This window comes from Pseudomonas paraeruginosa PA7, from assembly GCF_000017205.1.
Taxonomy (GTDB): domain Bacteria; phylum Pseudomonadota; class Gammaproteobacteria; order Pseudomonadales; family Pseudomonadaceae; genus Pseudomonas; species Pseudomonas paraeruginosa.
This window is the reverse complement of record NC_009656.1, coordinates 3,692,998-3,707,466: the sequence shown is the minus strand read 5'-3', so window position 1 is coordinate 3,707,466 and position 14,469 is coordinate 3,692,998. Positions and strand designations below refer to the sequence as shown.

The window sequence follows — 14,469 nt, the reverse complement described above, 5'->3', positions numbered from 1 at the left end:
GCGGAAGTCAACGCAGCGGCGATGGTTCGACGGCTCTGGCGACGGGCCGCTGTCGGCGCTCAGGCGACGCTGGCGAGCAGTTGCTCGGCCGGCATCGGCCTGCCGAGGAGGAACCCCTGCAGCGAATTGCAGCCGAGACGGGTGAGGAACTCCTTCTGCGCCTCGGTTTCCACGCCTTCGGCGACGATCTTCAGGTTCAGCGTGCGGCCCAGGGCGACGATCGCCGAGACGATCGCCGCGTCGTCGCTGTCATGGGCCAGCTCGTTGATGAAGCCGCGATCGATCTTCAGTTCGTTTGCCGGCAGGCGCTTGAGGTAGAGCAGGCTGGAGTAGCCGGTGCCGAAATCGTCGATGGAGATGCCGACGCCCATCGCCGACAGCCGCTCGAGGATCACCAGGCTGGCATCGGCGTCCCGCATGGCGGTCGATTCGGTGACCTCGAGGATCAGGTGTGCGGGTTCCAGGGCATGCTGCTGCAGGGCGTCGCGCACCGCGTCGAGCAGTCCGGCATGGGCGAACTGCAGGGCCGAGAGGTTGACCGCGATGCTCCAGTCCGAGTGGCCGGCGTCCAGCCACAGACGCATCTGCCGGCAGGCCTCGCCGAGGACCCACTCACCGATCTGCACGATCAGCCCGGTCTTTTCCGCCAGTGGCAGGAACTGGTCCGGGGTGATCAGGCCATGCAGCGGGTGCTGCCAGCGCAGCAGGGCTTCCACGCCGATCATCGGGCCGCTCGGCGCCAGCACCTTGGGCTGGTAGTGCAGCACCAGTTGCTGGCGCTCCAGGGCCTGACGCAGGTCGTGGAGCAGTTGCAACTGCTCCTGGGCGTTGGCGTTCATCGAACTCTCGAAGAAGCAGTAGCCATTCCGCCCCTGGTCCTTGGCGTGGTACATCGCGGCGTCGGCGTTGATCATCAGTTCGTGGCGGGTCTGGCCGTCGCCGGGGAAGAGGGCGATGCCGATGCTCGCCGATACGCGCACCTCATGGCGGGAAATCTGGTACGGCTGGCTGATCTGCTTCACCAGTTTCTCGGCGAGCGTCGCGGCGTCGGCCGGCTCGCGCGCCTCGATCAGCAGGACGAACTCGTCGCCGCCAAGGCGGGCAATGGTGTCCTGGGCGCGTACATTGCCGCGGATGCGCTCGGCGACCTCGATCAGCAGCAGGTCGCCGAGGTGGTGGCCGTAGGCATCGTTGACCGCCTTGAAGCCATCGAGGTCCATGAACAGCACGGCGAACCGGCGGTCATCGCGAATCGCCTGCTGGATCGCCTGTTCCAGCCGGTCGTCGAGCAGCATGCGGTTGGGCAGCTTGGTCAGGTTGTCGTGCAGCGCCAGTTGGATCAGTTCGCGGTTGGCCCGCGCGAGGGAGTTGGCGAGCACCGAGGTGCGCGCTTCCAGGCGCGAGTCCAGGACCGAGACGATCAGCGCGATGGCGATCACCGCCAGGGTGATGACGATCACCAGCACCGCCAGCCAGCCATTGTCGATCCCGCGCCCGGCTGCGCCGCAGAAGCTGCCCAGGGGAAATTGCGCGGCGGCCATGCCGGTGTAGTGCATGCCGACGATGGCGCAGCCCATCACCAGGGCGGCGCCGGTGCGCACCAGGACGATACGGCGGCTGCCGTGGCGCAGGCGGAAGGCGATCCACAGCGCGGCGCCGGAAGCGACTACCGCGATCAGGATGGACAGGCCGAACCACAGCGGGTCGTAGACGATGCCCGGCATCATCAGCAGGGCGGCCATGCCGGTGTAGTGCATGGCGGCAATGCCGCTACCCATCAGCAAGGCGCCCAACGCCAGCCGCTGCCAGGGCAGCTCGGCCTGGCACACCAGCCACAGGGCGAAAGCCGAGCTGCCGACGGCCAGCAGCAGCGACAGCAGGGTCAGGCCGAGGTCGTAGCCGAGCGGGATCGGCAGGCTGAAGGCGAGCATGCCGAGGAAATGCATCGACCAGATGCCGAAGCCCATGGCGAAGGCGCCGCCGCTCAACCACAGGGCCGCCTCGCGGCCTTTCGCCAGGGTGACCCGTCCCGCCATGTCGAGAGCGGTGTAGGACGCGAGGATGGCCACAAGCAGGGAAAAGGCGACAAGAACCTGGTTGTAGCTGCTGATAAGCATGAAAGCGTCCGAGCGGGATTACGGGAAAAGAGTGATTGATGTCAACCTGACATTATTGCATGAGTCCCGTCCGCGATTGCCAACGGGGAAGACCAACGGTCGCTATCGGTACTTCGGCGCAGCTGAAATCTAGCTCAACCCGCCGGGGGTTGGTACAGCGCTTCGTCTGCCGCCGGTCGCTCCTCGCCCGCAGAGTCGCTGGAAAGCTCGGCAGCGCTGGCAGGTTGACGCTACCCTGAAAGAAGCCGTGGTCGCCGATCATCAATTCAAGCAGTCAAGAAAATCCTACGATCGCCGACGATGACTGCAAGTTATTGGGGAATCCGGTGAACTACATGAATGTCTCGGCAGGAGGTGCGTCTCATGGAAAAGCCCTTCTCGGATGATGTCAGCGTGAATGTCCTGCGCCGCATGAAAGAAGGCGGCTTCGATTTTGCGCGGATCCATCCCATCGACTTCTTCGCCATCTTTCCCAGCGAGCGGGAAGCCCGCCAGGCCGCGGGCCAGTTTCGCGGCGAATCCTTGAGGGCCCAGGTGGTAGCCCGCGACGATGGTACCTGGAACCTGCAGGTCAGCAAGGTGATGTACGCCACCCACGCCGCCATCGGCGCCTTCGAGCATGACCTGGAGGAAGTCGTGGTGCCGCTGGGGGGTGTGCTCGATGGTTGGGGCGTAACCCAGGAGGTCACCTCGCTGCGACCGTGATGGCGGTATGCCCCCGGCCGCCGCCAACGGCCGGGGGGCGCGACGCCCGGGGCTCCGGCGGTGGGCGCCGGGCTTTTCTTCCGCGCAGGCTTTCCTTCAGACTGGGGACGGAGGTAAGCCATGAGCGATATTCTGATTCTGACTCATGCCGAGTTCTGTCCGCCGGGTCACTTGGCCACCGTGCTGGCGCAGCGCGGCCTGGATTTCCGGGTGGTCCGCGCCGACCTCGGCCAACTCGCCGGCCTCGACGCCGAACGCCCGCGCGCGGTGGCGATCATGGGCGGACCGATGAGCGTCAACGACGACCTGCCCTGGCTGGGCGACGAACTGGCGTTGCTGCGTCGCTTCATCGAGCGACGCATACCCTTGCTCGGCCATTGTCTCGGTGGGCAGTTGCTGGCGCGCGTCCTTGGCGCGACGGTACGGCAACAGCCCTATACCGAGATGGGCTGGCAGCCGATGCAGCGCGAGAGCCGCGACAGCCCGTGGCTGGCGCACTTGCCGGAGCGCTTCGCGATCTTCCAGTGGCACGGCGATGCCTTCGACCTGCCGCAGGGCGCGGAGCGCCTGCTGTCGAGTGCCTGGTGCGAGAACCAGGCGTTTTCCTGGGGTGGGCATGTGCTCGGCCTGCAGGGACATCCGGAAATGACCGAAGAACTGGTGCGGCGCTGGATCGATGGCTGGCCGCAGCTGCTCGACTCCTCGCAGCCCAGCCAGCAGTCCCGCGAGGCGATGCTGGCCGACCTGCCGCTCAAGGTTGCCGCGCTGAACCGGGTGGCGGAGGGCTTCTATCGCCACTGGCTGTCCCTGCTCCGCTGAGGCCGCCCGCCTCGGGCGGCCCTCCCTGCTACCGTTGGTCCGCCCGATCGCTCGTTCGAGCGAGGCGGCTGTCTGGATAGAAGGTGGGAGAAGAACCTCTACCTTCCGGGTCTGTTCCAGACCCATCGGCCCGATAGGATGCTTCGTGACCGGCAGGTCGATGCCGGTCCGTGGTTGCGGGCGCGTATGCCGTCAAACGGGGCGCCCTTTCTTTCCGTGTCGGCAGGATGCACCAGACTGGGGCGAAGCCGCCGCAACAACCCTGCCAGTGGCCACTGGGTCCTGGCTCGGCGCTGGCACGGGCTTTGCGAGTTCCCCGTTGTTCGTGACGACAAGGAGTCCGGCATGGCACGCATGTTTTACGACGAGATGCACGATGCGGGCGGCGAATGCCGTTCGCATTACCGGGAGTTCGCCCGCTGGCTGGCCGACACCCCCGAAGAACAGCTGCTACAGCGCCGGCGCGAGGCCGACCTGCTGTTCCACCGGGCCGGGATCACCTTCACTCTCTACGGCGACGAGCAGGGTACCGAGCGGCTGATCCCCTTCGACACCATCCCGCGCAGCATCCCGGCGGTCGAGTGGGCGCACATCGAGGCTGGCTGCATCCAGCGGGTCCAGGCGCTGAACCTGTTCCTCGCCGATCTCTACCACGAACAGCGGATCCTCAAGGCCGGGGTGATCCCCGCGGAACAGGTGCTGGCCAACGACCAGTACCAGCTGGCGATGCAGGGGCTGGATCTGCCGGGCAACGTCTACGCGCACATCGCCGGGGTCGACCTGGTCCGCGACGGCAGCGGCAACTACTACGTGCTGGAAGACAACCTGCGCACGCCCAGCGGCGTTTCCTACATGCTGGAAAACCGCAAGATGATGATGCGCCTGTTCCCCGAACTGTTCGTTCGCCAGCGCGTGGCGCCCATCGACCACTACCCGGACCTGCTGCTCGATACTCTCAAGCGCGCCAGCGAGGTCGAGGGGCCGAGCGTGGTGGTGCTGACTCCGGGGCGCTTCAACAGCGCCTATTTCGAACATGCCTTTCTCGCCCGCGAGATGGGCGTGGAACTGGTCGAGGGCGCCGACCTGTTCGTCCGCGACGAGCGGGTCTACATGCGCACCACCGCAGGACCGCAGGCGGTGGACGTGATCTACCGGCGGATCGACGATGCCTACCTCGACCCGCTGGCGTTCCATCCCGATTCGCTGCTCGGCGTACCCGGCCTGCTGGCCGCCTACCGGGCCGGCAACCTGGTGCTGGCCAACGCGATCGGCACCGGTGTGGCGGACGACAAGTCGATCTATCCCTATGTGCCGGAGATGATCCGCTTCTACCTCGGCGAGGAGCCGCTGTTGCACAACGTGCCGACCTGGCAGTGCCGCAAGCCGAAGGAACTGGCCCATGTGCTGGCTCACCTGCCGGAGCTGGTGGTGAAGGAAACCCAGGGCTCCGGCGGCTACGGCATGCTGGTCGGGCCGACGGCGAGCCGGGAAGAGATCGAACTGTTCCGCGAGCGCCTCAAGGCCCGCCCGGAGGCCTATATCGCCCAGCCGACGCTGTCGCTGTCGACCTGCCCGACCTTCGTCGAAAGCGGCGTCGCGCCGCGCCACATCGACCTGCGCCCGTTCGTCCTGTCGGCGCCGGACCGGGCCCGCCTGGTGCCCGGCGGCTTGACCCGGGTGGCGTTGCGCGAGGGCTCGCTGGTGGTCAACTCGTCCCAGGGCGGTGGCACCAAGGACACCTGGGTGGTGGAGGAATAGGCATGCTCAGCCGCACTGCTTCGGACCTGTACTGGATGTCGCGTTACCTGGAGCGCGCCGAGAATCTCGCGCGCATGCTCGACGTCAGCTACTCGCTGTCGCTGCTGCCGCAGGATCGCAGCGGCGGTGGCCTGGACGAATTGGCCATGCCGCTGCTGATCACCGGTACCCTCGACGCCTACCTGGAACGCCACGGCGAACTGGCCGCCGAGCGCCTGCTGAACTTCTTCGCCCTCGACCCGGACAACCCGGCCAGCATCTACAGCTGCCTGGCCGCGGCGCGTGCCTGCGCCCACGCGGTGCGCGGGCGGATCACCCTGGACATGTGGGAAAACATCAACGCCACCTGGCTGGAGATGCGCGGGATCGCCACGGAGGGCATCCTGCGCTACGGCATCAGCCGTTTCTGCGAATGGGTGAAGGACCGTTCGCACCTGTTCCGCGGGGCGACCTTCGCCACCAGCATGCGCAACGACGCGTTCCGCTTCGTCCGTCTCGGAACCTTCATCGAACGCGCCGACAATACCTTGCGCCTGCTCGATGCGCGCTACCAGACCCAGGACGAGCCAGGCGACAGCGTCGGCGCCGAGGAGGGCACTGCGCGCGGCTACTACCAGTGGAGCGCGCTGCTGCGGGCGCTGTCCGCCTTCGAGGGCTACACCGAGCTGTACCGCGCCTCGCCCAACGCCCGCAATATCGCCGAGCTGCTGCTGTTGCGCGAGGACGTGCCGCGCTCGCTGCTGTCCTGCATCGAGGAACTCAGCGAGATTCTCTCCGGCCTGCCGGGCGTCAACGGCCGCCCGGCGCAGCGCCTGGCCGCCGAGCTGCAGGCGCGGGTGCGCTACACCGGGATCGACGAGGTGCTGGAACAGGGCCTGCATACCTGGATCACCGACTACATCCTGCTGGTTCGCCAGCTGGCCAATGCCATCCACCGCTCCTATCTGGAGGCCGCATGAGACTCTCGATCAGCCACGACACCACCTACCGCTACGAAGACCGGGTACGGGCGAGCATCCAGTACCTGCGCCTGACACCCCAGGACAGCGAGCGCCAGCACGTGGTCGACTGGCGCCTGGACCTGCCGCGCCCGGCCCGGCCGCAACGCGATCCCTATGGCAACATCCTGCACGTGCTGACCCTCGACGAGCCGCACGAGTCGGTGCTGATCGCCGCCCATGGCCTGGTCGAGATCGACGAGGAGAGCGAAGTGGAACACGACCGCCAGTCACCGTTGCCGTTCCTGCGCAGCACCCGCCTGACCGGCGCCGATGCCGAGATGCGCGCCTTCGCCGAACGGGCGCTGGGCGGGCGCAAGGACCGCGGCGGCCTGCTCGACCTGATGCATGCCCTGCACGAGCGCATCGCCTACCAGCCGGGCGCGACCCGGGTCGACAGCACCGCCATCGAGGCCTTCGGCGCTCGCGCCGGGGTCTGCCAGGACCACGCCCACGCCTTCCTCGCCTGCGTTCGCAGCCAGGGCGTGCCGGGGCGCTATGTGTCCGGCTATCTCTACACCGAGGACGAGACGCACCTGGCCAGTCACGCCTGGGCCGAGGCCTGGCTCGGCGACGGCTGGTACAGCTTCGACGTGACCAACCGGCTCGGCCGTCCGGAGCGCCATCTCAAGCTGGCGGTTGGCCTGGACTACCTCGACGCCTGCCCGGTGCGCGGCCTGCGCCGTGGCGGCGGTTGCGAGCAGATGCATGCGCGGGTGCTGGTCAGCGCGCCGTTGCTGCAGGTCCAGCAACAGTGACGAGCCATTGCGCGCCTGGCGTTATCGGCGATTGCCTTTACGCTTGAGGCGGGGACGGACGGAAGAAGGAAGATTCGAGATGACCTACTGTGTCGCGATGCACCTGGCCGAGGGGCTGGTGTTCGTCTCCGATTCACGGACCAACGCCGGTATCGACCATATCGCCACCTTCCGCAAGCTGTTCACCTTCGGCACGCCCGGCGAGCGCCTGCTGGTGGTGCAGACGGCCGGCAACCTGGCGACCTCGCAATCGGTGATCAACCTGTTGCAGCAGCGCATCCGCCGGGACGGCGCCAGCCTGCTCAGCGTTCCTTCCGTCTACGACGCCACGGCGCTGGTCGCCGAGACCGCCCGCGAGGTCATGAAGCGCGACGGCGGCAACCTGGCAGGGAATACCGACCTGAGTTGTTCCTTCCTGGTTGGCGGGCAGATCGCCGGCGAGCCGCCGGCGCTGTACAGCATCTATCCCCAGGGCAACTTCATCCAGGCCACGCCGGACACGCCTTTCCTGCAACTGGGTGAAAGCAAGTACGGCAAGCCGATCCTGGACCGCAACCTGACTTTCGATACGCCGCCGGAGCAGGCCCTGCGTTGCGCACTGGTGTCGTTCGACTCGACCATCCGCAGCAACCTCTCGGTGGGCATGCCGCTGGACCTGCTGGTCTATCATCGCGACAGCCTGATCCTGCCGGAGGGCTACCGGGTCACCGAGGACGACGCCTATTTCAGCGCCATCCGCCGGCAGTGGGGCGCCGGCCTGCACGACTTGCTGGAACGCCTGCCGTCGCCGCCCCCGGTGTACAACATCTGACGACTCTTCAGCCGGCCGCGCCGGCCTTGCGCCCGGCCATGTGGCGCAGGTAGCCGATCAGTTGGCGCAGTTCCTCGTCGTCGATCACCCGTTCCGGGAACGCCGGCATCTTCGCCTGCGGCCACTGCCGCAGCGCCTGCGGATCGCGGATGTAGCGGGCGAGGAAGCGCGGCTGGAAGTACTCGGTGGGGTTGTACGGCAGGTTCAGGTCCGGACCGAACTGGGCGTCGCCGGCGCCATTGAGGCGGTGGCAGGCCAGGCAGTTCTTCTGGAACACGGCGAAGCCGGCGCGCACCTCCGTGCTGGCATCGGCGGCCGGCAGCAGGGCCGGGAAGCGTTCGGCCAAGGGGGGCTGGTAACGGATGCGGACGACCTGGAAGGGCCATTGCTCCGGGCCGATGCGTCGTTCCTCGGGGTTGCTCCAGACCAGGTAGAACGGCCCGGCGGAAGGCTTGCCGGCGCCCAGCGGTGGCCAGGGGTGCTGTGGGTCTTCTATCGCCAGCCAGGCTTGCGAGCCGTGGCTGGCGAGCAGCGGGGCGGCCGCCATCTCGGCGGCGAAGCCGTCGCTGGCCACCGCCTGCAGGTGGTCTGCGGGACGCACGCCCTTCAACAGGGCCGCCAGTGGTACGGCGCGGTAGCGCATGCTCCGGCGGTAGGCGACGTCCGCCGGGATATCCAGCTCGCGGGCCTGCGGATGCCTGAGCAATTCCTCGCTGCTCCAGGTCTGCGTGCCGCCCGGCAGTTCCAGGCGGAGCTCGGCGGCCCAGGCGGCCACAGGGAAGAGCAGGGCGCCCAGCAGTGCCAGGCGCGGGAGAGAGACAGGCATAGGGGTTCCTCGTGCATCCGCCGGTTTCGGCATGGAGCGAGAGATTGGCACGGAACGGGGGCCTCGCGGTAGCATGCGGGCCGTTGCATGGCTGGCTGACCAAGGGGTTCCTGTGCTCGCCGAGTTGTTCGCCGTGATGGCGCCGGTACTGTTCGGCGCCGGTGTCGGGTATGCCTGGGTTCGTCTCGGGCACGCCTATCCGACCGAGTTCGTCTCGCGCATCGTGTTCAACATCGGTTCGCCCTGCCTGATCCTGGCGACCCTCGCCCACACCCGGGTGGATCTGCACAGCTTCGGCCGGATGGCCCTGGCCAGCGCGCTGATCTGCCTCTGCATGGGGGCGCTCGGATGGCTGGCGGCGCGACTCGGGCGCCAGGAGTGGCAGGTGCTGGTGCCGGCCTACAGCTTCCCGAATGTCGGCAACATGGGCCTGCCGGTATGCCTCTATGCGTTCGGCGAGGCGGGAATGACCCTGGCGGTGGCGTTCTACCTGATCATGTCGATCGGCAACTTCAGCCTCGGCGTGTTCTGGATGAGCGGCGAGCGTTCCTGGCGCTCGCTGCTGGGCAACCCGATCCTCCTCAGCGTGCTGCTGGCGCTGCTGCTGATGGGGCTGGACCTGCAACTGCCGCGCTGGCTGGCCAATACCGTCGACCTGATGGCCGGACTGACCATCCCGTTGATGCTGATCACTCTCGGCGTGTCGCTGGCGAGCATCCGCCCGCGACAACTGGGCCATGGCTTCTTCTACGGTGGGTTGCGCCTGTTGCTCGGAGCGCTGGTGGGCTGGTCGGTGGCGCTGCTGCTGGATCTGCCGCCGCTGGCGCAGGGGGTGCTGGTGGTGCAGTCGTCGATGCCGGTGGCGGTGTTCAACTATCTCTACGCCTTGCGCGGAAATCGCTCGCCGGATCAGGTCGCCAGCCTGGTGCTGTGTTCTACGCTCCTGTCGTTCGCCTTCATTCCCCTGCTGCTGAGCTGGTGGCTGCCCGCGCTGCGCTGACCGCGGGCGCGGCGCGCAGCATGCAGGCAAGGGCCCTAGCGGATCAGACTGTTAAGGTTGGGAAGGATCAGGATGACTGTGGTGGCGAAGACGATGAGGCTCGCTTGCCGCCATCTTTTCAGCTGCTCGTTCAACATGGCCTGTCTGCCTTTCTTGTTGTCAGGGTGGCAGCCGGCTCCGCGCCATGGCTCGACGGAGTGGCTTGCCACGGTGTGGCGTGCTCTTCGGTCGGCCCGGCATCCCCGGCGTCGACCTCCCTTTCGAACGCTTGCATGATCAGTCTAAGCCCCGGCCCGCGCGGGCTTAGACCACTTGGATACAAGACGCTCGAGTCCAGACATAATCCTTCTATATGACAGCGCGGTGACCGCTCTGGCGTGCGCCCCGACCGTTCGTCCGCTCGCCGCCGCTTCCGATCGAAAGCTGGCATGGCCCATGTGGTCCGGCGCGCCACAGGCTGAGCTGGGTGGTCAATCAGCCTGAGCGGTTCGGTCATTGTCCCGCTGGCGTGCCTGTTTAAGGTAGGCGGAGGCCCGCTCGGCCGGACGAGAACAGGATAAGAGAGACCGCCATGACCGACGCATTCATTTACGACGCCGTGCGTACTCCCCGCGGCAAGGGCAAGAAGGATGGCGCGCTGCACAGCGTCAAGCCGGTGAACCTGATGGCCGGGTTGCTGCGTGCGGTGCAGCGGCGCAACGATCTGGACACCGCACAGGTCGACGATATCGTGCTCGGTTGCGTGACCCCGGTGGGTGACCAGGGCGCCGACATCGCCAAGACCGCGGCGCTGGTGGCGGACTGGGACGAACAGGTCGCCGGCGTGCAGATCAACCGCTTCTGCGCTTCCGGCCTGGAAGCGGTCAACCTCGGAGCGATGAAGGTGCGCTCCGGCTTCGAGGACCTGGTCCTGGTCGGTGGCGTCGAGTCCATGTCGCGCGTGCCGATGGGTTCCGACGGCGGCGCCTGGGCGCTGGACCCGGAAACCAACCTGCACGCCAGCTTCGTCCCGCAGGGGATCGGCGCGGACCTGATCGCCACCCTGGAGGGCTTCAGCCGCGCCGATGTCGACGCGTTCGCCCTGCGTTCCCAGCAGAGGGCCGCCCAGGCCCGCGCCGACGGGCTGTTCAGCAAGTCGCTGGTACCGGTCAGCGACCAGAATGGCATCGTCCTGCTCGACCACGATGAGTTCATCCGTGGCGACTCCACCCTCGAGGGCCTCGCCGCGCTCAAGCCGAGCTTCGAGATGATGGGCCAGATGGGCTTCGACGCCACCGCGCTGCGCAAGTACAGCCAGGTCGAGCGCATCGAGCATGTGCATACGCCGGGCAACAGCTCGGGGATCGTCGACGGCGCCAGCGCCATGCTCATCGGCTCCGAGGCAAAGGGCCGCGAGCTGGGCCTGAAGGCTCGGGCGCGGATCGTCGCCACGGCGGTGACCTCCACCGATCCGACCATCATGCTCACCGGCCCGGCGCCGGCGACCCGCAAGGCCCTGGCCAAGGCCGGCCTGAAGGTGGAAGACATCGACCTGTTCGAGGTCAACGAGGCGTTCGCCTCGGTGGTGATGAAATTCATGAAGGACATGGGCGTGGCGGAAAGCAAGGTCAACGTCAACGGCGGTGCCATCGCCATGGGCCACCCGCTCGGCGCCACCGGCTGCATCATCCTCGGCACGCTGCTCGACGAGCTGGAGCGGCGCAACCTGCGCTACGGCCTGGCCACGCTTTGCGTGGGCGGCGGCATGGGCATCGCCACCATCATCGAGCGCGTGTGAAGGGGAGAACCGCAATGACTGACGCGATCCGTTACGAGAAAGGCCAGGACAACATCGTCATCCTGACCATGGACATGCCCGGGCAGAGTGCCAACACCATGAACGGCGCCTACCGCGAGGCGATGGAGAAGACCGTTGCGCGGCTGGAGGCGGAAAAGGATGGCATCGCCGGGGTGGTGCTGACCTCGGCGAAGAAGACCTTCTTCGCCGGCGGCGACCTCAACGAGCTGATCAAGGTGACCAGGGCCGACGCCCCGGCCTTCTATGCCGGCATCCTCGCGATCAAGGGCCAGCTACGGCGCCTGGAAACCCTCGGCAAGCCCGTGGTCGCGGCGATCAACGGGGCGGCGCTGGGGGGGGGCTGGGAGATCTGCCTGGCCTGCCACCATCGCATCGCCCTGGACAATCCCGGCGTGCAGTTGGGCCTGCCGGAGGTGACCCTGGGCCTGTTGCCGGGCGGCGGCGGGGTGGTGCGCATGGTACGCCTGCTGGGCCTGGAAAAAGCCCTGCCGTACCTGGCCGAAGGCAAGAAGGTGCGCCCGGCCGAAGCGCTCAAGGCCGGGCTGCTCCATGAGCTGGCCGGCAGTCCCGAGGAGATGCTGGAGAAGGCGCGCGCCTGGATCCTCGCCAACCCCGCGGTCAAGCAGCCGTGGGACGGCGCCGGCTACAAGATTCCCGGCGGCACGCCGTCCAGCCCCGGCGTGGCGCAGATGCTGGCCATCGCACCGTCGGTGTTGCGCGACAAGACCAAGGGGTGCTTCCCGGCGCCGGAGAAGATCATGTGCGCGGCCGTGGAGGGCGCCCAGGTCGACTTCGATACCGCGCAACTGATCGAGGCGCGCTATTTCACCGAGTTGACCACCGGCCAGGTGGCGAAGAACATGATCGGCACCTTCTGGTTCCAGCTCAACGAGATCAATGCCGGCAAGTCGCGGCCGCAGGGATATCCGGTGCGGGCGACGAAGAAGGTCGGGGTGCTCGGCGCCGGGATGATGGGCGCGGGCATCGCCTACGTCTCGGCGGCGGCCGGCATCGAGGTGGTGCTCAAGGACGTCTCGCTGGAAGCGGCGGAGAAGGGCAAGGCCCATTCGGCCAGGTTGCTGGACAAGAAGGTTTCGCGCGGCCACCTGTCCGCCGAGAAGCGCGACGCATTCCTCGCGCGGATCACGCCTAGCGCCAGCGAAGCCGATTTCGAGGGTTGCGACCTGATCATCGAGGCGGTCTTCGAGGACCGCGAACTCAAGGCCAAGGTCACCGCCGAGGCGGAGAAACATGCCCTGGCCGATGCGCTGGTGGCGTCCAACACCTCGACCCTGCCGATCACCGGGTTGGCGCAGGCGGTGGCGCGGCCGGAGAAGTTCATCGGCCTGCATTTCTTCAGCCCGGTGGACAAGATGCCGCTGGTGGAGATCATCCGCGGCGAGAAGACCAGTGACAAGACCCTGGCACGCGGCTTCGACTACGTGCTGCAGATCAAGAAAACGCCGATCGTGGTCAACGACAGCCGCGGCTTCTTCACCTCGCGGGTCTTCGGCACCTTCACCAACGAAGGCATCGCCATGCTCGGCGAAGGCATCAGCGCCGCGATGATCGACAACCAGGCGCGCCAGGCCGGGATGCCGGTGGGGCCGCTGGCGATTTCCGACGAAGTCTCCCTGAGCCTGATGACCCACATCCGCAACCAGACCGCCCGCGACCTGCAGGCCGAGGGCAAGGCACTGCCGGCGCATCCGGCGTTCGCCGTGATCGACCTGATGGTCAACGAGTACAAGCGCCCGGGCAAGGCCGCCGGTGCCGGCTTCTACGACTACCCGGCGAACGGCAGGAAACATCTCTGGGCGGAACTCAAGAGCCGTTTCGAGAAACCCGATGCGCAGATCTCCGCCGGGGACGTACGCGACCGCCTGCTGTTCATCCAGGCCATCGAGACAGTGCGCTGCGTGGAGGAGGGCGTGCTGCAGTCCACCGCGGACGCCAACATCGGCTCGATCTTCGGCATCGGCTTCGCCGCCTGGAGCGGGGGCGCCCTGCAGTTCATCAACCAGTACGGCCTGAAGGACTTCATCGCCCGTGCCCAGTACCTGGCCGAACAGTACGGCGAGCGCTTCGAGCCACCGGCGCTGTTGCTGGAGAAGGCGGCGAAGGGCGAACTGTTCTGAGTCCTGCCGGCGCATGGAGAGCCGGCCTTCGGGCCGGTTTTCTCATGGTCGCGAACCGGGGCGGATGCGTCACGCCCGAATCCCCCGGCGCAACCCGGCTCCGCGAAGTAAGACGCCTGTTGCGGGGCGCGAGGACGAGGTACCGGCGCGTGTGCTGATCCATCGCCTGCCCCTGGACGCGGCCGGGGGCGGTGGAGGGGGCATTCAGGCGTTGGCGAAACGGCCCTCCAGATAGGCGATGATCTCGTTGGACTCGTACATCCAGCGCACCTGTCCGTTTTCCTCGATGCGCAGGCACGGCACCTTGACCTTGCCGCCGCCTTCCAGCAGGGCCTGGCGGGCCTGCGGATCGTTCATGGCGTCCTTGAGTTGCACCGGCAGGTTGAGGCGGTGCATGGCGCGGCGCGTCTTCACGCAGAACGGACAGGCGCGGAACTGGTAGAGGGACAGGCTCCGCAGCGCTCGCTCGACCTCGGCCTGGGCCTCGGCGCTGCGCTGCAGCTTGCGGGGGCGGCTGACGAAGTCGGCGAAGATGATCGCCTGACCCAGTCCGTTACGTATTGCCTTGAGCAACATGGCATGTGCCTCGCGGGAAAAACCGCCAGTTTACGTGGCGGTTCCGGGTGTGGGGAGGCCTTCCGTCCCCTGTGCAGATTTCTTTACGGTTGCGCGCCTCGGGAAACTTTCTGCCGGTCGCTTGTTTTTTGGCGAATCGTCCGGATATTCCTTTCGAGAGCAGGG

General features: G+C 67.1%; 12 protein-coding genes and 1 pseudogene. 10 read left to right on the top strand and 3 right to left on the bottom strand.

Annotated elements, in window-relative coordinates:
- Positions 1-59: 59 nt before the first annotated feature.
- The gene (gene mucR, locus PSPA7_RS16985) at positions 60-2,117 is read right to left on the bottom strand and encodes a bifunctional diguanylate cyclase/cyclic di-GMP phosphodiesterase MucR (RefSeq protein WP_012076221.1); all 2,058 of its coding nucleotides are present in this window, start codon (positions 2,115-2,117) and stop codon (positions 60-62) included.
- A 363-nt stretch (positions 2,118-2,480) separates the two neighbouring features.
- On the opposite strand from mucR, the gene PSPA7_RS16980 reads away from it, so the two are divergent.
- The 6 genes from PSPA7_RS16980 (at position 2,481) to PSPA7_RS16955 (ending at position 7,966) form a co-directional block, all read left to right on the top strand.
- Entirely contained in the window at positions 2,481-2,822 is a 342-nt protein-coding gene (locus PSPA7_RS16980) for a ribonuclease E inhibitor RraB (protein ID WP_003157539.1), read from the top strand.
- Positions 2,823-2,942: 120 nt separating this feature from the next.
- Entirely contained in the window at positions 2,943-3,641 is a 699-nt protein-coding gene (locus tag PSPA7_RS16975; RefSeq protein ID WP_003152871.1) for a type 1 glutamine amidotransferase, read from the top strand.
- A 345-nt stretch (positions 3,642-3,986) separates the two neighbouring features.
- Complete coding sequence (locus PSPA7_RS16970; RefSeq protein ID WP_012076220.1) at positions 3,987-5,399, top strand: circularly permuted type 2 ATP-grasp protein; 1,413 nt, start codon at positions 3,987-3,989, stop codon at positions 5,397-5,399.
- Between the two features lie 2 nt (positions 5,400-5,401).
- Entirely contained in the window at positions 5,402-6,358 is a 957-nt protein-coding gene (locus PSPA7_RS16965) for an alpha-E domain-containing protein (protein WP_003152872.1), read from the top strand.
- Positions 6,355-7,155: a transglutaminase family protein gene (locus PSPA7_RS16960; RefSeq protein ID WP_012076219.1), complete on the top strand. Its 801-nt coding sequence runs from the start codon at positions 6,355-6,357 to the stop codon at positions 7,153-7,155. The genes PSPA7_RS16965 and PSPA7_RS16960 overlap by 4 nt, the downstream gene beginning before the upstream one ends.
- A 79-nt stretch (positions 7,156-7,234) precedes the next feature.
- Positions 7,235-7,966: a proteasome-type protease gene (locus PSPA7_RS16955; protein ID WP_003152877.1), complete on the top strand. Its 732-nt coding sequence runs from the start codon at positions 7,235-7,237 to the stop codon at positions 7,964-7,966.
- A gap of 7 nt (positions 7,967-7,973) precedes the next feature.
- On the opposite strand, the gene PSPA7_RS16950 is transcribed toward PSPA7_RS16955, so the two are convergent.
- Positions 7,974-8,792: a cytochrome c gene (locus PSPA7_RS16950; RefSeq protein WP_012076218.1), complete on the bottom strand. Its 819-nt coding sequence runs from the start codon at positions 8,790-8,792 to the stop codon at positions 7,974-7,976.
- A gap of 112 nt (positions 8,793-8,904) precedes the next feature.
- Between PSPA7_RS16950 and PSPA7_RS16945 the strand changes: the two genes are divergently transcribed.
- From PSPA7_RS16945 to PSPA7_RS33045, 4 genes and pseudogenes are all read left to right on the top strand, one after another.
- Positions 8,905-9,792 carry an AEC family transporter gene (locus PSPA7_RS16945; protein ID WP_012076217.1) on the top strand — a complete coding sequence of 296 codons (888 nt, stop codon included), beginning with the start codon at positions 8,905-8,907 and terminating at the stop codon, positions 9,790-9,792.
- Between the two features lie 571 nt (positions 9,793-10,363).
- Entirely contained in the window at positions 10,364-11,569 is a 1,206-nt protein-coding gene (locus PSPA7_RS16940; RefSeq protein ID WP_012076215.1) for an acetyl-CoA C-acetyltransferase, read from the top strand.
- 14 nt (positions 11,570-11,583) lie between these two features.
- The gene (locus PSPA7_RS16935; protein ID WP_012076214.1) at positions 11,584-13,728 is read left to right on the top strand and encodes a 3-hydroxyacyl-CoA dehydrogenase NAD-binding domain-containing protein; all 2,145 of its coding nucleotides are present in this window, start codon (positions 11,584-11,586) and stop codon (positions 13,726-13,728) included.
- Between the two features lie 61 nt (positions 13,729-13,789).
- Positions 13,790-13,963: pseudogene (locus PSPA7_RS33045) on the top strand (hypothetical protein); the annotation flags it as partial.
- Here the strand turns inward: PSPA7_RS33045 and PSPA7_RS16930 are convergent.
- Positions 13,933-14,304 (bottom strand): glutaredoxin family protein, encoded by a 372-nt coding sequence (locus PSPA7_RS16930; protein ID WP_003152886.1) that lies wholly within the window; start codon positions 14,302-14,304, stop codon positions 13,933-13,935. The pseudogene PSPA7_RS33045 and the gene PSPA7_RS16930 sit on opposite strands and share 31 nt — an antisense overlap.
- Positions 14,305-14,469: the final 165 nt, after the last annotated feature.